Annotated in this window: 20 protein-coding genes and 2 tRNA genes; 16 read left to right on the top strand and 6 right to left on the bottom strand. The window is 71.7% G+C overall.

From position 1 onward, the window contains the following. Positions 1 to 200: 200 nt before the first annotated feature. The 5 genes from EVS81_RS10730 to EVS81_RS10710 are packed head-to-tail and all read left to right on the top strand — an operon-like array spanning position 201 to position 4444. Positions 201 to 1103, top strand: a complete 903-nt coding sequence (locus EVS81_RS10730) for a phosphate/phosphite/phosphonate ABC transporter substrate-binding protein (RefSeq protein ID WP_130110378.1) — start codon at positions 201 to 203, stop codon at positions 1101 to 1103. Next, positions 1100 to 2044, top strand: a complete 945-nt coding sequence (locus tag EVS81_RS10725; protein ID WP_130110377.1) for a phosphonate ABC transporter ATP-binding protein — start codon at positions 1100 to 1102, stop codon at positions 2042 to 2044. The genes EVS81_RS10730 and EVS81_RS10725 overlap by 4 nt, the downstream gene beginning before the upstream one ends. After that, on the top strand, positions 2041 to 2889 hold the full coding sequence (phnE, locus tag EVS81_RS10720) for a phosphonate ABC transporter, permease protein PhnE (RefSeq protein WP_240739815.1): 849 nt from the start codon (positions 2041 to 2043) through the stop codon (positions 2887 to 2889). The genes EVS81_RS10725 and phnE overlap by 4 nt, the downstream gene beginning before the upstream one ends. Beyond that, a complete protein-coding gene (locus EVS81_RS10715; protein WP_130110376.1) occupies positions 2886 to 3785 on the top strand; it encodes a tyrosine-protein phosphatase in 900 nt (299 codons plus the stop codon). The genes phnE and EVS81_RS10715 overlap by 4 nt, the downstream gene beginning before the upstream one ends. Continuing rightward, positions 3782 to 4444, top strand: a complete 663-nt coding sequence (locus EVS81_RS10710; RefSeq protein ID WP_130110375.1) for a TetR/AcrR family transcriptional regulator — start codon at positions 3782 to 3784, stop codon at positions 4442 to 4444. Before EVS81_RS10715 ends, EVS81_RS10710 begins: the two co-directional genes overlap by 4 nt. 14 nt (positions 4445 to 4458) lie before the next feature. Here the strand turns inward: EVS81_RS10710 and proC are convergent, their stop codons facing one another. Further along, the gene (proC, locus tag EVS81_RS10705; protein ID WP_130110374.1) at positions 4459 to 5322 is read right to left on the bottom strand and encodes a pyrroline-5-carboxylate reductase; all 864 of its coding nucleotides are present in this window, start codon (positions 5320 to 5322) and stop codon (positions 4459 to 4461) included. A gap of 77 nt (positions 5323 to 5399) precedes the next feature. On the opposite strand from proC, the gene EVS81_RS10700 reads away from it, so the two are divergent. Continuing rightward, positions 5400 to 5702: a hypothetical protein gene (locus EVS81_RS10700; protein WP_130110373.1), complete on the top strand. Its 303-nt coding sequence runs from the start codon at positions 5400 to 5402 to the stop codon at positions 5700 to 5702. A gap of 88 nt (positions 5703 to 5790) precedes the next feature. On the opposite strand, the gene EVS81_RS10695 is transcribed toward EVS81_RS10700, so the two are convergent. After that, positions 5791 to 6225 carry a nucleoside deaminase gene (locus EVS81_RS10695; protein ID WP_130111411.1) on the bottom strand — a complete coding sequence of 145 codons (435 nt, stop codon included), beginning with the start codon at positions 6223 to 6225 and terminating at the stop codon, positions 5791 to 5793. A gap of 56 nt (positions 6226 to 6281) precedes the next feature. Here EVS81_RS10695 and upp point away from each other — a divergent pair, with 56 nt between their 5' ends. Further along, positions 6282 to 6920 (top strand): uracil phosphoribosyltransferase, encoded by a 639-nt coding sequence (upp, locus tag EVS81_RS10690; protein ID WP_130110372.1) that lies wholly within the window; start codon positions 6282 to 6284, stop codon positions 6918 to 6920. 203 nt (positions 6921 to 7123) lie between these two features. On the opposite strand, the gene EVS81_RS10685 is transcribed toward upp, so the two are convergent. Continuing rightward, a complete protein-coding gene (locus tag EVS81_RS10685) occupies positions 7124 to 7597 on the bottom strand; it encodes a hypothetical protein (protein WP_130110371.1) in 474 nt (157 codons plus the stop codon). Between the two features lie 123 nt (positions 7598 to 7720). Here EVS81_RS10685 and EVS81_RS10680 point away from each other — a divergent pair. Both EVS81_RS10680 and EVS81_RS10675 read left to right on the top strand, forming a co-directional pair. Continuing rightward, positions 7721 to 7792 (top strand) — tRNA-Thr (locus tag EVS81_RS10680). 28 nt (positions 7793 to 7820) lie between these two features. After that, positions 7821 to 7897: transfer RNA gene (locus EVS81_RS10675), tRNA-Met, on the top strand. A gap of 303 nt (positions 7898 to 8200) precedes the next feature. Here EVS81_RS10675 and EVS81_RS10670 read toward each other — a convergent pair. Then, positions 8201 to 9310 (bottom strand): IS1249 family transposase, encoded by a 1110-nt coding sequence (locus EVS81_RS10670; RefSeq protein WP_165384196.1) that lies wholly within the window; start codon positions 9308 to 9310, stop codon positions 8201 to 8203. A gap of 91 nt (positions 9311 to 9401) precedes the next feature. On the opposite strand from EVS81_RS10670, the gene EVS81_RS10665 reads away from it, so the two are divergent. Beyond that, positions 9402 to 10715, top strand: a complete 1314-nt coding sequence (locus EVS81_RS10665) for a glycerate kinase (protein WP_240739814.1) — start codon at positions 9402 to 9404, stop codon at positions 10713 to 10715. A gap of 195 nt (positions 10716 to 10910) precedes the next feature. Here EVS81_RS10665 and EVS81_RS10660 read toward each other — a convergent pair whose 3' ends face one another. Next, on the bottom strand, positions 10911 to 11249 hold the full coding sequence (locus EVS81_RS10660) for a hypothetical protein (protein WP_130110370.1): 339 nt from the start codon (positions 11247 to 11249) through the stop codon (positions 10911 to 10913). A gap of 121 nt (positions 11250 to 11370) precedes the next feature. Here EVS81_RS10660 and EVS81_RS10655 point away from each other — a divergent pair, with 121 nt between their 5' ends. From EVS81_RS10655 to EVS81_RS10645, 3 genes are all read left to right on the top strand, one after another. Next, on the top strand, positions 11371 to 11913 hold the full coding sequence (locus EVS81_RS10655) for an ASCH domain-containing protein (RefSeq protein ID WP_240739813.1): 543 nt from the start codon (positions 11371 to 11373) through the stop codon (positions 11911 to 11913). Positions 11914 to 12113: 200 nt separating this feature from the next. Next, positions 12114 to 12665 (top strand): thioredoxin family protein, encoded by a 552-nt coding sequence (locus tag EVS81_RS10650; RefSeq protein ID WP_130110369.1) that lies wholly within the window; start codon positions 12114 to 12116, stop codon positions 12663 to 12665. Further along, positions 12662 to 13399, top strand: a complete 738-nt coding sequence (locus EVS81_RS10645) for a cytochrome c biogenesis CcdA family protein (RefSeq protein WP_130110368.1) — start codon at positions 12662 to 12664, stop codon at positions 13397 to 13399. The genes EVS81_RS10650 and EVS81_RS10645 overlap by 4 nt, the downstream gene beginning before the upstream one ends. Here the strand turns inward: EVS81_RS10645 and aztA are convergent. Next, positions 13357 to 14040, bottom strand: coding sequence for a zinc ABC transporter ATP-binding protein AztA (gene aztA / locus EVS81_RS10640; protein WP_205879323.1), 684 nt, complete (start codon positions 14038 to 14040; stop codon positions 13357 to 13359). The genes EVS81_RS10645 and aztA overlap by 43 nt on opposite strands. 59 nt (positions 14041 to 14099) lie before the next feature. On the opposite strand from aztA, the gene aztB reads away from it, so the two are divergent. Genes aztB through aztC form a run of 3 tightly spaced genes read left to right on the top strand, consistent with a single transcriptional unit; the run spans position 14100 to position 17133 of the window. Further along, positions 14100 to 15002, top strand: a complete 903-nt coding sequence (gene aztB / locus EVS81_RS10635; protein ID WP_130110367.1) for a zinc ABC transporter permease AztB — start codon at positions 14100 to 14102, stop codon at positions 15000 to 15002. Further along, positions 14999 to 16219: an ABC transporter gene (locus EVS81_RS10630; protein WP_130110366.1), complete on the top strand. Its 1221-nt coding sequence runs from the start codon at positions 14999 to 15001 to the stop codon at positions 16217 to 16219. The genes aztB and EVS81_RS10630 overlap by 4 nt, the downstream gene beginning before the upstream one ends. Next, positions 16216 to 17133, top strand: coding sequence for a zinc ABC transporter substrate-binding protein AztC (gene aztC / locus EVS81_RS10625; RefSeq protein WP_130110365.1), 918 nt, complete (start codon positions 16216 to 16218; stop codon positions 17131 to 17133). Before EVS81_RS10630 ends, aztC begins: the two co-directional genes overlap by 4 nt. The last annotated feature ends 10 nt before the right edge of the window (positions 17134 to 17143 follow it).

Here is a 17143-nt window from a genome sequence, read left to right as displayed (position 1 = left end):
GCCCGCGCCCGTACCCGCGCCGTCACCCGCACCCGCGCCCGCGCCTGACTCGCCGGAACCGCTCAGGGTCGGTTCACTGCACGTTCATGGACTGTTCCATATTCAGTCCACCGGTCTCGTAATTGCCGGTCACCTCTCTGCCGTGGAATGGTGTGCGTCCCCCGATCGGGAGGCCCCGAGAGTCCCTCAGAAAGGTCACCATGCGTCGTTCCACCCTGTCCGCGATCAGCCTCCTCGGCATCGCCGCACTCGCGCTCACCGCGTGCGCGAGCCCCGATGCCGACGCCGCCGAGCGCGACCCGAACGCCCCCATCACGATCGCGACCCTGCCGCTCGGCGACGACCCGACGGCGGTCAACCCGATCGACGTCTTCGCCGAGCTCTTCGAGGAGGCCACCGGCCGCGAGGTCGAGGTCACCGACGTGCCCGACTATCTGAGCGTGGTGGAGGCCATCCGAGCCGAGCACGTCGATATCGGGATCATGAGCGGCTTCCCCTCCGCCCTGGCGGTGAACACCGGCGAGGTGGATCCGCTCGTCGCCTTCGAGGGCATCGACGAACCGGTCTCGACGTGCATCGTGCTGAACGACTCCCCGGTCGAGGAGCTCGGCGATCTCGCGGGCACGACGGTCGCCTTCGCCGATCAGGCCTCGAGTTCGGGCTTCTTCATGCCCAACTACATGCTCCACGAGGCCGGTCTCGAGCGCGACGTCGACTACGAGGCCGTTTTCGCGGGTGGCCATGAGGGCAGCTTCGCCGCTCTGCAGCAGGGCCAGGTCGATGCCGCGTGCACGGCCATCATGCTCACCGAGATGGGCGCGCCCATGTTCCCCTTCGCAGACGGCGAGTGGCGCGCGATCGGCGAGAGCCCGTCGATGGCCGTGCAGGGCGCCGTGCTCGGGCGCACCTCGCTCGACGACGAGACCCGCGCGATCATCGAGCAGGGCATCGCCGCAGTCTTCTCCGAGGAGAACGCCGAGGCGCTGGGCGCGATGGGCTCCTTCGCCGGCCTCGCGCAGACCGCGGCGCCCGCCCCATCGACCTTCGCCCCCTTCGCCGAGATCGCGGAGGTCGCCGGCGTGCAGCTCGAGGACCTCGAATGAGCGCGGTCGTCGAGCACGGTCCACGCCGACTCGCCGGCCCCGCCGCCCCGCGGGGCACCGGAGCGGCCCCGCGGCCCGCCGGAGCCGCGTCACCCGCCGGAGCCGCGTCACCCGCCAGAACCCCGTCCCTGTCTCCCTCCCCCGCTCCCGGGGCACGGCCCCTCGTGTCGGTGCAGGGCCTCGAGGTGAGCTACGCGGCCGGCGGACCGCGCGTCCTCGCCGGCGTCGATCTCGACCTGCACGCGGGTGAGATCGTCGCGCTGCTGGGATCGTCCGGGTCGGGCAAGTCGACGCTCATGCGAAGCCTCACCGGCTTCGCCCCCATCAGTGCGGGATCGGTGCAGGTCGTGGGCACCGATATGTCCCGGGTCGGCCGGGGCCAGTTGCGCGAGGTGCGGGCGTCGGTCGGCCAGGTGTTTCAGCAGTTCAACCTCGTCGGCCGACTGAGCGTGCTCACGAACGTGCTCACCGGGGCGCTCCGCAGCGCGGGCCCGGTCAACCTCGTCGGCGGCTTCTCGTCGGCCCACCGGCGGCGAGCGCTCGCGCTGCTCGACCGCGTGGGGATCGCCCACAAGGCCGCGACGCAGGCGCGCGAGCTCTCCGGCGGGCAGCAGCAGCGCGTCGCCATCGCACGCGCGCTGATGCAGTCCCCGAAGCTGATCCTCGCCGACGAACCGGTGGCCTCGCTCGACCCGAAGATGTCGCACGCGGTGCTCTCCCTGCTGCAGGAGATCGCCCGCGAAGACGGCATCCCGGTGCTCGTGAGCCTGCACGTGCTCCCCCTCGCGCTCGAGCACAGCGACCGCATCGTGGGGCTGCGGCACGGCCGGGTGCTGGTCGCCGACCGCACCGACCGCCTCGACGCCGACCGGCTCGCCCCGCTCTACGACGACCGCCCGGGAGCGCTCCTCGACGGCGCCGAGGGGAGGACGGCCGCGTGAGCACGACGCACACCGAACGCGCATCGCACGAGGCGGCGATCGGGCACGAGCTTCCGGCGGCCGAGCGCGCCCGCCTCGAGCGGGCGTTCGCGATGCCGCGGCGGCGCTTCCTGCTCGGCCTGCCGATCGCGGCGCTCCTGCTGGTCTGGTCGTTCAACGGGGCCCAGTTCAACTTCGCCAAGCTCGGCGAGGGGTCCGTCAACATGGTCGAGTTCATCGGTCGCCTCTTCCCGCCCGACTTCTCGAAGATCGGCACGATCCTCTCCCTGCTGCTCGAGACGTTCCAGATGGCGGTCGTCGGCACGGTGCTCGGCGCGGTGCTCTCGCTCTTCGTGGCGTTCGCGGCGTCTTCCAACATCGCGCCGCGCTGGATGTACTTCACCGCCCGCTGGATCATGAACATCATCCGGTCGGTGCCCGACCTCGTGTTCGCGCTGATGTTCGTCTCAGCGGTCGGCCTCGGACCGTTCGCCGGCATCCTCGCGATGACCCTCGGCTCGCTCGGCTCGATCGGCAAGGTCTTCGCCGAGGCGATGGAGTCCGTCGATCGCGGGCCGCTGACGGCGATGGAGGCGGTGGGCGCCTCCCGCCGCCAGATCGTGCAGTACGGGGTGCTGCCCCAGGCGGCGCCGCTGCTCGTGTCGTACACGCTGCTGCTCTTCGAGGGCAATGTGCGCGGCGCGACGATCCTCGGGCTCGTCGGAGCGGGCGGGATCGGGCTCGAGCTCACCACCGCGATGCGCATGTACGACTACGGACACCTCAGCGCCATCATCATCTGCATCATCGTGCTCGTCACGGTCATCGACCAGGGCAGCGCACTCATTCGGAAGAGGATCACATGACCGCCACCACGACCACCGCCCCGCGCACCGCATCGGCCCCGACCCCGGATCCGAGCCCGGCCTCGGGCCCGGAGTCGAACCCGCCCCGGACCACGGATCCGAGCCCGAGCCCGATCCCGACCCCCGCGTTCGAGATCGAGCTCAGCGCCCCGGTCAACCTCCGAGACCTCGGCGGCATCCCGATCGCCGGCGGTCTGCTGCGCGAGGGCCTCGCGATCCGCACCGACGACCTCGCATACGTGACGCACGACGTCGCGTCGGCGCTCGTCGCCGAGGGGCTCACCGCCATCATCGACCTGCGCTCCCCGCTCGAGGCAGCGGTGACCGGCCGGGGGCCGCTCGGCCGGTTCCCCGTCGCGTACCACCACCTGCCCCTCCTCGCCGACGTCGCAGAGCCGCTGCGAGAAGACGGCCCGGCGCCGAGGCGCGCCCCCGATCTCGGGCACGCGGCCATGGGCGCGATGTACGTGCGCATGATGGAGAACGCCGCCCCGCAGCTCGTCACAGCGCTCAACGTGATCGCCTGCACGCCGGGGGCCACCGCGTTCCACTGCGCCGCCGGGCGCGACCGCACGGGAGTGCTCGCCGCGGCGCTGCTGCTCACACTCGGCGCCGACGAGGAGCACATCGTGGCCGACTACGCGCGCACCGGGGCCAACATGGGGGCGATCATACGACGCACCCGCCCCGTGCTCGGCGCGATGTGGCGCGCGCTCGGCTTCGACCCGGACGCCCACGACGCCTCGGCACTGCTCGAGGGGTCGATGGAGGTGTCGATGCGGATCCTGCTCGACACCCTGCGCGAGCGGCACGGCGACGCCCTGGCACCGCTGCGCCGATCGGGGCTGAGCGAGGACACGATCGTCCGGCTGCGGCGGCGGGCGCTGCAGGGATGACGGCCCTCGCGCAGGCGGCCTGGCCGGCGACCGGACCGGCGACGACCGGTTCGGCTGCCGTCCGCGGCCCCGGCCGGCCGCGGACGGCAGCGCTCGACGTGCGCATCATCGAGGCGACGCTCGCCCTGATCGACGCCGGTGAGGAGATCACCGTGGCACGGGTGGTGTCGCGCAGCGGCGTGAGCCGCGCAGCGCTGTATCGGCGCTGGCCCTCGATGCACGCCCTGGTCGCGCGAGCGCTCGACGTCGGAAGGACGCTGCCGCCCGCGTATCCCGAGCGCCCCGATCAGGGGGAGCTGCTCGAACTGATCCTCGACGCCGCCGGCGTCGGATCTGGCGGCGCGACGCCGACGGCCGAGCGGTACCCGGAGGCCAGGTTCCGGCAGCGGATGCGCCTGGTAATGACGGACCGGGATCTGCAGCGGGACTACTGGGCGTATGTCGCGGAGCGCCGGGCTCCCACCGAGGATCTGCTGCGCTCGGCCGTGGCCCGAGGTCTGCTGCGCGCCGACCTCGACGTCGAGGCCTGCTGGGACGCGATCGCCGGCGTCGCCTACTATCAGGCGGCCGTGCGCGGCGACTCGATGCACGATCCGGCTGCGGTGCGCCGCGTGCGGGCCGCGATCGAGACGATCTGGCGGGGCATGGCGGCCGGTTGACCGGCCGCGCTCGGCTACTCCCCGCGTTCCAGCTCCTCCGAACGCTGCACGTTCGCGGCGAGCGCGCGGTCGAACAGTGCGCCCCACCCCGCATCCTGCAGCACGGCGATCGCGCGCTCGGTGGTGCCCTTCGGGCTCGTGACGTTGCGGCGGAGCCGGGCGGGATCCTCGCCCGTGGAGCGCATGAGCTCGGCGGCGCCCACGATGGTCTGCAGCACGAGCCGGCGCGCCTGATCCTCGTCGAAGCCCAGGCGCGCCGCAGCCGCCGTCATCTCCTCCGCGTAGAGGAAGAGGTAGGCGGGACCCGATCCGGACACGGCGGCGACGTCGTTGATCTGGTCCTCGTGCACCACCAGCACGATGCCCACGGTCTCGAACAGCCGGCGCACGGTGTCGACCGCTGCGGCATCCGCCGAGGCTCCGGGAGCGACCCCCGTGGCTCCCAGCCCGAGATGCGAGGGCGTGTTGGGCATGGCGCGCACCACGGAGATGCCCGCCGGGACCAGCGCCTCGATGGCCGCGCTCGGCACCCCCGCCGCGACACTCACCACGATCGCACCGGGTTCGAGGGCGTCGGCGATCTCGCGCACCGCATCGGCGATCATCCAGGGCTTCACGCCGAGGATCACGAGTCGGGCGCCGCGCACCGCGCGGCGGTTGGCCTCCGGGTCGCTCTCCGAGGCGAAAGCGACGACATCCTCGGCGCCCGCGAACTGCTCCGCGCTCGCGAGAGAGCGGGTGGTCACGGCGATGGGCCCGTCGATGCGCACCCCCGGGGCGCGCAGACCGGCGAGGATCGCGCCCCCCATCGATCCCACGCCGATCATGGCGGTGCGGGGCAGGGGATCGCTCTCGGCCGGTCGCGTCGTCTCGTTCATGCCGCCAGTCTAGAAGCGCGCCGCGTAGAATGTCGCAGAACAGGCACACGAGCCAGCGTCCGGGAGGCAATCGAGTCATGAGCGAACAGCACGAGCACACCGCGGAGATCACAGCAGCGCTGCTGGAGAGCGCCCACGTTCGGCGTGTGCTCGATCTCGACATCCAGGGTGCCGACGATGCGCTGTTCGTGGGCGCGAAGATCGACATCGAGCCCGACGCGACCATGCGCGAGGTGTCGGTGATCCTCTACCAGGCCAAGCGGCGCGCTCTCGCCGCGGTGCCCGCGATCGAGTCGATCTACATCGAGCCCGATGTCTACCTCGACCCCAACGCAAAGACGCCGTCGACCAGCTCGATCGTGATGCTCTCGGAGGACTGAGCGAGCCGCTCTCCCGGCCGGGGTTGCGCACCCCCGGTCATCCTGCGCGCCCCATCCGTCATCCTGTGCGCAGTCGCAGGATCCTCCCCTACCGCCGTGCCCCGAAGAACTCCCGCAGCAGCGCCGCGCACTCCTCGGCCCGCACACCGGCGACGACCTCGGGCACGGGGTGCGGCAAGCGGCCGTCGCGCAGCAGGTCGTAGACGCTGCCGACGGCGCCGGCCTTCTCGTCCCACGCGCCGAACACCACGCGCGGCACCCGCGCGGCGAGGATCACCCCCGCGCACATCGCGCACGGCTCGAGCGTCACCACGAGCGTGCACCCGTCGAGCACGCGGTCGCCCCGGCGACGCGCGGCCGCCCGGATCGCGACGACCTCGGCGTGCGCGGTGGGATCCGGATCCGCCTCGCGGGCGTTGCGGCCCGACCCGATCGCCTCGCCCGCGGCGTCGAGCAGGATCGCGCCGACGGGGACCTCTCCCGCCTCGGCTGCGCACCGCGCCTCTTCGAGGGCGCGCCCCATCGCCGCGAGCTCGGCCTGAGACGGGGGAATCGGGGTCACGGCAATAGGATAGGCCCATGCGAGTCTTCGTTGCGGATCACCCCCTCATCACCCACAAGCTCACGGTGCTGCGCGATGCCAAGACGCCGCAGCCGACGTTCCGGCTGCTCATCGAGGAGATCATGACGCTGCTGGCCTACGAGGCCACGCGCGAGGTGCGCGTCGAGCCGCACGAGATCCTCACCCCGGTGGCCCCGACCACGGGGGTGCGCCTCAGCGAGCCGCTGCCGCTCATTGTGCCGATCCTGCGCGCGGGGCTCGGCATGCTCGAGGGCATGGTCAAGCTGGTGCCGACGGCCGAGGTCGGCTTCCTCGGCATGGTGCGCGACGAGCAGACGCTGCAGCCCACCACCTACGCCGAGCGCCTGCCCGATTCGCTCGCCGGACGGCAGTGCTTCGTGCTCGACCCGATGCTCGCCACGGGGGGCTCGCTGGCGGCGGCGATCCGGTTCCTCTTCGACCGCGGCGCCGACGACGTCACCGCCATCTGCGTGCTCGGCACGCCCGAGGGCGTCGAGGTGATCCGCGAGGCCGCGGGAGACCGCAATGTGACGCTGGTGCTCGGCGCGATCGACGAGGGCCTGAACGATCAGGCCTACATCGTGCCGGGTCTCGGCGACGCCGGCGACCGGCTCTACGGCACCGTCGACCACTGAGCGGGCCCGTCCGGGCGCCCTGCGGCCCGGGGTCGGCGCCGGCGCCGCGCGTCGAACTCACCACCACCGCGCGCGCAACGCGCGTCAGTAGTCGTGGTCAAAACGCGCGCGAGGCAGCATCTTGTGGCGCGCGATCGTCGAGAGTGCGGCGTCAGGCGGCATCTTGTGGCGCGCGATCGTCGAGGGGTCCGTGCGCGGTCAGGCTACGCGAGCGGGTGCGGAGCCATCCCGGCCTCGTCCGGGTACTCGTCCTCCTCAGGCTTCGGGTCGCGGGCGTCTGCGTACGCGAACCCGAGCGCTGCAATCGCGCAGGCGAAGGCGAGAATGCCGAGCGGATTGCACAGCGCGATCGACATCTCGGCTGAAAAGGCCGATCCCGAGGCGAGACTGAGGATCGAGACGAGGCCGTCAGGGGTGAGATCCGGCACGGTCAGTCCGAAGCCGAGGGCGCTCAGCCAGGCCAGCACGAGGGTGACGACGGTGCTGCGGCTCGTGCGACGCCCGCGATCCCGGGTGACGCGCAGTCGCCGAGCCAACCAGAGCTGCAACCCGACGAACAGCACGCCGATGGTCGGCACATACCACCACGTCAGCGAGCCTCCGATGCCGAACAGCCACCGCCCCGCTGCCATCCACAGCGCCAGCACCACCCCGACGATCGCCACGATCCGGCTCACGCGCACCCCTCTCCTCGATACCCCCAGCCTAGGCCCAGAGGCGGACATGCCCGGAGCCCGCGAATTTCGCATCGCTCCGCAAAGAGTGCTATTCTCTAACGGTTGTCACCGCAGCGTGGCCGCGCCCCGATAGCTCAGTGGTAGAGCACTTCCATGGTAAGGAAGGGGTCGCCAGTTCAATCCTGGCTCGGGGCTCTGACTCTGCTTGGTTCGCCAAGAGTTTGGCTGAGTAGCTCAGCTGGTTAGAGCGCACGACTCATAATCGTGAGGTCGCGGGATCGAGCCCCGCCTCAGCTACCAGAGTCAGGCAAAACCCCTGCTGAATGCGGGGGTTTTGCTGTACCGGCGGGCCCGGCCCCCGGCCCCCGACCCCCGAAACGGAGTCGATTGTCCGAACCCGCGCGGTTCTGCCTCGACAAAGCCCTCGGTCTCGAGCACTCGCCTCAGTTTCGCGGTTGCTCCCGAAGGCACGTGACGCGGGCCCGCCCGCCCCTCCCCCGGACGCCCGCGCGATTCGCGGTAGCCTGAGCCCATGGACAGCGCTGGGCCCGTGATCGTAATCGCCGGGCTATCGGCCAAAAAGAGTGGATGGTGTTGGGTGTGTCAGGCGTTGCCCGCGGTACCGGCGCGTAGCCAGAGTCCTTCCTCGGCGCTGAGCCCGGTGTCGTAGAGCGGGGGTCCCGGGTCTGGTTCACTGAGCGCTGGGCGTGCTGGCTTCGGAGGCTGGGCCACGTGCTCAGCGAGCACCTTGGCGGGGTCGGGGTGCTCGGTGTGCAGGTACAGCCACCACTCGATCAGGCGGCGCTGATGTTCCTCGGTCATGCCGCGGTGGTGGAGCAGCAGGAGCCGCATGGGCGAGTTCGTACCACCCTCGATCCCGTTCGTTGTCGACGGCACCTTCAAATGAGTGAGTTCCTTGTCGAGGAACGTGAACAGGTGCCCCCGATCGCTCACCCGGCGAATCGCTTGGTAGCCCGAACGGAGCCGCTGATGGGTGTACCACCACTGCTGCGTCGCCCGCACCCAGGAGGGCACCTCGGCTGCGGTCTTGCGGTAGCTGCGCTCTTTCGTGAGGTGCAGAAACGCGCCCTCCCACTCGATGAGCAGCTTCGACCAGGCTGCCGCGTCCGCATTCGTTTTCACCCGGGTGAGTTTCAAGGCGAGGCCCCATAACGCCTTCCCCGCAACCGTTTTTGATCGGGTAGTGACGTATTTTCGGACGTTGCGTTGGAGGTGCACAAGGCAGCGTTGCACCCGCGCGTTCGGCCAGTGCTCCTTGAGAGCGGCGTGCATGCCCGGGCCGCCGTCGCACACCACCACGATGGGTTCGGGGAGGCGTTTGAACAGTTCGCTCCACGCTGCTTGTGACTCTCGGGCGCACCACTGCGCGGCGACCACGTTCCCGGCTGATCTGGCGGTAAGGATGCACCAGCCAGTTCTGAGGTTGAACCCGTCGATCTCGACCACGTCATGCACGACCCCGGTGAATGGGATCTTGGGTCGTAGTTCCCAGCACCAAGCGATGCGACGCCGGAACGAGCGCCCCGACTGAGTACCGTCAGCGTCGGCTTGAGAGTTCTTGCCGAGCAGCCAGTCGATAAACCTGAGCAGTGTGAAGATCTTGGAGCGGTCGGCGCGTTTACGCACCGAGGAGGCTCCGCACGACGGGCACTTCCAGCGCTGATTCCCGGCCTTGTTGCGACCGTTCTTCACGAGCTTGGTCTCGCATACCACGCAAGCCGAGGGAGGGGTGCTGTGTGCCACAACTAATCGTTGCGGACATTAACGATCCCTGTTTTGCCGCGTGATCACGCGGTTAGATCGGGCTTCCATCCACTCTTTTTGGCCGATAGCCCTAATCGCCCCCGACTCGCTGAAGGGCAGCTGCTCGTCTCCCGAGGCCGCGCGAGCGCTCGCAGCGGGGGTGCGCGCGGCGCTCGGGCCCGGAGCCGAGGTGCGCGAGATCCCCCTCGCCGACGGCGGAGAAGGCACGCTCGACGCGCTCGTCTCGACCTGGGGCGCGAGCGTCTCCGAGGTCGCGACGACCGACGCCCTCGGTCGTCCGCGCACCGGTCGGGTGGGCTTCTCGGCAGGGAGCGACGGCGACGCCGCCCGCGCCGTTACCGCCATCATCGAGACCGCCGACGCCAACGGACTCCCGCTCGTCTCAGACCGCCCGCTGCAGGCGCTCGACGCCGATTCCGAGGGCGTCGGCTCGCTGATCCTCGCGGCGCTCGACGCGGGAGCGACGCAGGTGCTCCTGTGCCTGGGCGGATCGGCCACCAGCGACGGCGGGGCCGGCATGCTGCGCGCGCTCGGCGCGCGACTGCTGGACGCGGCGGGCAAGCCGATCGCCCCGGGAGCACGCGGGCTCGCGGACCTCGCCCGGATCGACCTCGCCGGGCTGGATCCGCGCACGCGGAAGGTCAGCTGGCGCGTGGCCTGCGACGTCGACAACCCGCTCACCGGTCCACGCGGCGCGGCTGCCGTGTTCGGGCCGCAGAAGGGCGCCACCGCTGCCGAGGTCGCGCGCATCGACGCCGGCCTCGCGCGTCTCGCGGCAGCGCTCTCCACAGCGGCGCTCTCCACAGCGGCGCTCTCCACAGCGGCGCTGTCCACGACGGCGCGCGACGACGAGCGTGCGGCCGGAGCGTCGGATCTGACCGCACGCGACGGGCTCGGCGCCGCCGGCGGTCTCGCGCTCGGGCTCGTCGCGCTGTTCGGGGCCGAACTGCTGCCGGGCGCCAAGCTCGTGAGCGACGCCGTGGGGCTCCCCGCGGCCCTCGCCGACGCGACGCTCGTCCTCACCGGCGAGGGGCGCTTCGACGCGCAATCGCTCGACGGGAAGGTCGTCTCGCAGGTGCTGTCCGAAGCCGGAGGAACACCGGTCGTCGTGATCGCGGGATCGGTCGGCCTGTCGTGCGACGCGGCCCGGGCGGCGGGCGTGACGGCAGCGGTCTCGATCGCGCAGGGGCCTGCGTCGCTCGAACAGCTGCAGGCCGACAGTCTCGCGCTGCTCACCGAGGCTGCCGCGCACGCGTGCGCGCTGTTCGCCGCGGGTCGATCGCCCCAGCGCGAGCCGCAGCAGGTCCCGGCCGCGGGCACGGCGAAGCTCTGAGAGCCGGCTGCCCGGTCGAGTCCATGTCTAGCGGGCACGCCGATGCTGCGCGATGCCGGATCCCGATGCTGCGCGATCCCGAGCGATGCCGGATCCGGATGCCGGATCCCGAAGCCGGATCCGGATGCCGGATCCCGATGCCGGATCCCGATGCCGCGCGATGCCCGGCTCCCGGAGCCGGCACTCGGAACCCGTTCACTCGCTCCGGGTGGCGCTCCCCCGGCCCGACGAATCCGCCGCGTCTGGGAAGGGGCGCCCGATCTCCGCGCTCTCCGGCGCGGTTCCGTCGATGCGCGGAGTCCGGGTTCGCCCGAGATACACCTGGTTCATCTCGTCGAAGGCGTCGAGCGGCGCCGTCTTCCGGCCGCGTCCTCTCAGAATCCGCACCACGAGGCCCACGCCGATCGTCGTCCACAGCGCGATCGTGAACCACGGCGTCCACGGCGCAGTAATCGCGAGCGAGCCAGCCCAGGCGAGAAGCAGCAGGATCAGAGCCGTCCAGGTCACCGCCCGGATCACACGCCGACGCACCACGTCCCCACCTCCCGAGGCGCACACTACCCGGGGTCGCCCGGCCGGGCAAGCGCACCCTGCCGACGCCCCGCGCGGCGTGTCGCCGAGAGGCGCTCCCGGTGCGAGAGGCATCATGGTGCGCATGCACGCCGAAGATCTCCGCCGCCCAGCCCAGCCGCTCGATCTCGAGGCCGCGGCGAGCATGTGGCGAGCGTACTGCGGCGCCTTCCCCGAGGCCGTCGCAGCGGCGCCCGAGTACACCGTCGACCGCTTCGGCGACCATGCGCAGCTCGCCGACGAGCTCCTCGACCTCGTGCTGTTCGGCGCGAAGCGCGCGACGGCGGATCTCGTCGACGAGTTCGTGTCGCGCGGCGATGCGCTTCCGCGCATCGGCGAACATTGGATCGCCTGCGACGGATCCGGGGCACCCCGGGCGATCCTGCGCAGCACGGATCTGCGCGTCGGCCCGTTCTCGCACGGCGATGCCTCGTTCGCCGCTGCGGAGGCCGAGGGCGACGGTTCGCTGGAGAGCTGGCAGCGCGAGCACCGCCGCTACTGGACGCGCGTGTGCGCCGCGCGCGGCGCGAGCTGGTCGGAATCCCAGGAGATCGTGTTCGAGCACTTCAGCGTCGTCTGGCCGCCGGAGCATCGGGATGAGGCGCCGTCCGCTCCGCACGGTCGTTGAGCCGCACCCGGATCCTGCGCGCCCACCCGGCCGCCGATCGAGCACGCGCCGCGCGCCCGGGACGAGCGGCGCCTACACTGGACGCATCCGTCTCGCAGGCGCGGCACGAACCCCGCCGCGCACGACGAGCGGGTGAGGATCCGCTCGCCGCGCGGCGCTCGAGCGGTTCTCCCGTCTCACCGTCGAGAAGGAGCAGGCACATGCGGAAGACCACCGGTGGCTCGATCCTCGCCCTCGCCTGCGCAGCCGCGCTGATGCTCGCGGGCTGCGGGACGCAGACCGATGCCGGGTCCGCCGCCGGGCCCGGCGATCCGGACTCCGCCACGACGCAGCCCCTCGCCCCCACCGACGACGCAGCGAACGACGCAGCCGACGACGACGCCGTGGGCGACGCGGCGGGCGACGGCCCGGGTGACGACTCCCCGGCATCCGAGAGCGACGACGACTCGGGCGCCTACCTCGCGTACACCGACGGGATCATCGAGCGGACGGACGGGCCGAAGGCGCTGTTCTTCCACGCGAGCTGGTGCCCGCAGTGCCGCGCGCTCGACGAGGATCTGCGCGCGAACGGCGCACCGGACGGCCTCACCGTGTTCCAGGTGGACTACGACGGCCGCACCGATCTGCGGCAGCGATACGGCGTCACCCTGCAGACGACGATCGTCTTCGTCGACGACGACGGGCGGGAGATCTCGAAGGCGGTGCTCTACGACGACCCCTCGGTCGCGTCGCTGCGCGGGGCGATGCCGTGACCGGAACCCTGCTGCTGGGGTTCGCAGCCGGCGTCCTGACCGTCGCCGCGCCGTGCGTGCTGCCGCTCCTGCCGGTGATCGTGGGCGGCACGATCGCGCGGGGCGCGGGTGCATCGGGCGACCGGTGGCGCCCGATCGTGATCGCCGGCTCGCTCGCGGTGAGCGTCGTGGTCTTCACACTGCTGCTCAAAGCGACCACGGCGCTGCTCGGCGTGCCGCCGCAGGTGTGGCAGGCGATATCGGGCGGGATCCTCATCGCGCTCGGAGTGAACCTCATCCTCCCCTCGATCTGGGACCGCTTCTCGGCGTCGCTCGGTCTGCAGCGGCGGAGCAACGCGCTGCTGCAGCGCTCGGCCGATCGATCCGGGTTCGGCGGCGACGTGCTCACGGGCGCGGCGCTCGGACCGGTGTTCTCGAGCTGCAGTCCGACCTATGCGCTGATCGTCGCGACCGTGCTGCCGGCATCGTTCGCGGAGGGACTCGCGGCGATCATCGCCTACGCGGCGGGACTCGCGGGCATGCTGCTGCTGATCGCGCTGCTCGGGCGCAGCCTCGTGCGCCGCCTGGGCTGGCTCGCCGACCCGCACGGCTGGTTCCGCCGCACGGTCGGCGTGGTGTTCATCGTCGTCGGTCTCGTCATCGTCACCGGGTTCGACAAGCAGGTGCAGACCTGGATCCTCGACTCGGGTCTCTACGACCCGATCGCCGAGCTCGAGGGCGTGCTGCGCGGCTGAGACTCTCGCACCGGCCGGTGCGCCACGCGCCCCTCGTGCAGCCGGAGCACCCGGTGCGCTCCCGCGACCGCGTGCGGGTCGTGCGAGATGCACACCACCGCCGCCCCGCGCCGGGTCTCCTCGCGCAACAGCTCGTGCACGCCGAGCACGCCCGACTCGTCGATCCCGGCGGTGGGCTCGTCGAGCAGCAGCACGTCGGGCCGGCGCACGAGCCCCTGGGCGAGGAAGGCGCGCTGGCGCTGCCCGCCCGACAGCGTCGCCAGCGGACGCTCGGCCAATCGGCGTATGCCGACGCGCTCGAGGGCTTCGGTGACGCCCACGCGGTCCGCTCGGGTGGTGCGCCCTGCGAAGCGCCCCCTCCACATCCCCATGGTCACGACGTCGCGCACGGTGACGGGAAGCATCGGCGAGACGTCGGGCCGCTGCACGACGAGTGCGACGTCCCCGCGCCGCACGACGCGTCCGGTGCGGGGCCTTCGCACACCGGCGAGCACCTCGATGAGCGTCGACTTGCCCGATCCGTTCGGCCCCGCCACGACGAGCAGCTCGCCCGGCCCGACGGAGAGGGAGACGTCGCAGAGCGCATCGGTCGTCGAGTAGGCGTAGGACACGCCGGACGCGGTGAGGAGGGGATCGAGCACACCTGCACTCTAGCAGATTTGATAATGGTTATCATTTAGCTCTAGGGTGGATGCTCGTGATGATTCCCCTCTCCCCGTTCGCCACGGAGTTCTTCGCCCGGGCACTGCTCGGCGGCGCGCTCGTCGCCGTCATCTGCGGCATCGTGGGCACCTGGGTGGTGATCCGCGGCATGGCCTTCCTCGGCGAGGCCATCGGGCACGGCCTGCTCCCCGGGGTGGCGCTCGCCACCGTGCTCGGACTGCCGGTGCTCGGCGGCGCAGTCGTCAGCGCCGCGGTCATGAGCACCGCGGTCGGCGCGCTGCAGCGAAGGGGCCGGCTGTCCTACGACACGAGCATCGGGCTGCTGTTCGTCGCCATGCTGTCCCTCGGCGTGATCATCGTGTCGCACTCCCGCAGCTTCGCCACCGACGCGACCGCGCTGCTCTTCGGCGACGTGCTGGCGATCGAGGCCTCCGACATCGCGATCCTCGCGGCGGCGCTCGCCGCGACCGTCGCGATCACCCTGTTCTTCCACCGCGCGTTCGTCGCATCGGCGTTCGACCGGCGGATCGCCGCCGCGCTGGGGCTGCGTCCGCGACTCGCCCAGGTGGCCCTCACCGGCCTCGTGACGCTCGCCGTGGTCGCCTCGTTCCAAGCGGTCGGCACCCTGCTCGTGGTCGGGCTCCTGCTCGCACCCGCCGTCGCAGCGCGGGCCTGGACGACGAGGATCCCGACGATCATGGTCGGCGCCTCGCTCGCCGGCATCGTCGCCGTCGTCGCCGGCCTCCTCGCCTCCTGGTACTGGGGCACCGCAGCCGGTGCGTCGATCGCGGCCGCCGCGATCGGGGGCGCCGCGCTGTCCGCCCTGGCGCGGCGCGCCGTCGCGCGGAGCGCATCCCGCGAGCCGACGACCACCACCGCTCCGCGCCGGGACAGCACCCGGACGCCGATCGGATCCGACTCCGCAGAAAGGACCGTATGAATCCGCGCCGCGCACTCATCGCGCTTCCGGCGGCGCTGGCGCTCCTCAGCCTGATCGCCTGCGCAGAGACGTCTCCCGCCGCAGAGACGCCCCCCGCCGCAAAATCCGCCGAGCCGAACGGGGCGGCGGGCCACGGGGAGGTCCGCGGCGCCGCGGAGGTCGCCGAGCCCCCGCTCGCCCTGCTCACGATCGACGAGCACGGCGGCGCCGGCCTGCTCGATCTGCTCGACGGCCAGGCCGAGCAGCTCGCGGAGGTCGCCCCGCCGCTCGCCCTCGCGAGCGATGGGCGGTACGCCTTCGTGTCGGTCGCCGGCGGAGTCGAGATCGTCGACTCCGGGCGGTGGACGTGGGATCACGTCGATCACTTCCACTACTACCGGGCCGAACCCCGCACTGTGGGTCTGCTGCCCGGCGACGGAGCAGCACGCGTATCGACGGGCATGCTGTCGACCGCGGGGACCACGGGCGTGTTCTTCCCCGGTTCGGGCGAGGCCGTGCTGCTCGACAACGCAGCGCTCTCCCGCGGCGAGATCGTGGAGGTGTTCCGGATCGAGACCGGATCCGACGACGCCGTGATCGCTCCGCTCGGCGACCGTGCTGTGATCTCCACGACGCACGAGCTCGTGCTGCACGACTCCGACGGACGGGCCACCGGGGCAACTGCGCCCTGCACGGGGGCCTCCGGCACCCTCACCACGCGCGTCGGCCTGGTCGTCGGATGCGACGGCGGCGCCGTGCTCATCAGCGGCGGCGCCGATCCCGTCTTCGAGGAGATCCCCTACCCCGCGGGCGTCGACGCCGCGCGCACCGGGGACTTCGCCGGCCGGAAGGGCCGTCCCACCATCGCGGCGGCCGCCGCGCCGAGCGGCTTCTGGCTGCTCGACACGCGGGAGCGCGCCTGGCAGCACGTCGCCACCGAGGTCCCGCTGCTGCGGGTGGTGGCCGCGGACGACGCGGAGGGCCACGTCGTCGCCCTCGACGCGGAGGGTCGGGTGCGGGTCTACCGCGCCGAGACCGGGGAGCAGATCGGCGCGACCGACCCACTCGTCGCCGACGTCTCGGGCGGCATCGCGCTGACGCTCGACGATCAGCGCGCCTACCTCAACGACCCGGCGCGCAACGCGGTCCACGAGATCGCGTACGCGGGCGAGGTGCGCGTCGCCCGCACCCTGGAGCCCCGGACGCCGCCGTACGTGATGGCGGAGGTGGGACGATGAGGATCCGACGCCGCCTCTCCGCCGCCGCGCTCGCCGTCGGACTCGTCTGGCTCGCCGGGTGCGCCCCCGAGGCCTCCGACTCGGGGCCGCAGGTGGTCGTGACGACCAACATCCTCGGCGACGTCGTGCAGCACGTGGCGGGAGACGAGGCGACCGTCACCACGCTCATGCGGCCGAACGCCGACCCGCACGCCTTCGAGATCTCGGCCCAGGAGGCCGCGCTGCTGGAGAACGCCGATCTGATCGTCTCGAACGGGCTCGGGCTCGAAGAGGGCCTGCAGCAGCACCTCGATCGCGCCATCGCGGCGCGCGCGCCCTCGTTCGTCGCGGGCGACCACATCGACGTGCTCGACTATGCCTCCGCCGACGCCGGCGGCGCCCCCGATCCCCACTTCTGGACGGATCCCGCTCGCATGATCGACGTGGTCGATGCGCTCGAGGCGTCACTCGGCGCGGTCCCCGGGGTCGATGCCGCAGCCGTCGGCGCCAATGCCGCGGCGTATCGGGACGAGCTCGCCGGCCTGGATCGCGAGATGACCGCGTCGTTCGAGCGGATCCCGCCCCAGCGCCGCGCGCTGGTCACGAACCACCACGTCTTCGGATACCTCGCCGATCGCTTCGGCTTCCGCATCATCGGCGCGATCGTTCCGGGCGGAACCACGCTCGCCTCGCCGAGCGCGGCGGACCTCCGCGAACTCACCGGCGCCATCGAAGAGGCCGGCGTGCCGACCATCTTCGCCGAGTCCTCGCAACCGGATCGGCTGGTGCGCGTGCTCGCCGACGAGGCCGGGGTGCAGGTCGACGTGGTCGAGCTCTTCACCGAATCGCTCACCGCCCCCGGCGAGGGCGCCGACAGTTACCTCAGCATGATGCGCGCGAACACCGAGCGCATCTCGACCGGCCTCGCACCATGAGGCACTCACG

Source organism: Leucobacter triazinivorans (assembly GCF_004208635.1).
Lineage (GTDB): Bacteria > Actinomycetota > Actinomycetes > Actinomycetales > Microbacteriaceae > Leucobacter > Leucobacter triazinivorans.
This window is presented reverse-complemented; position numbering and strand designations above follow the sequence as displayed.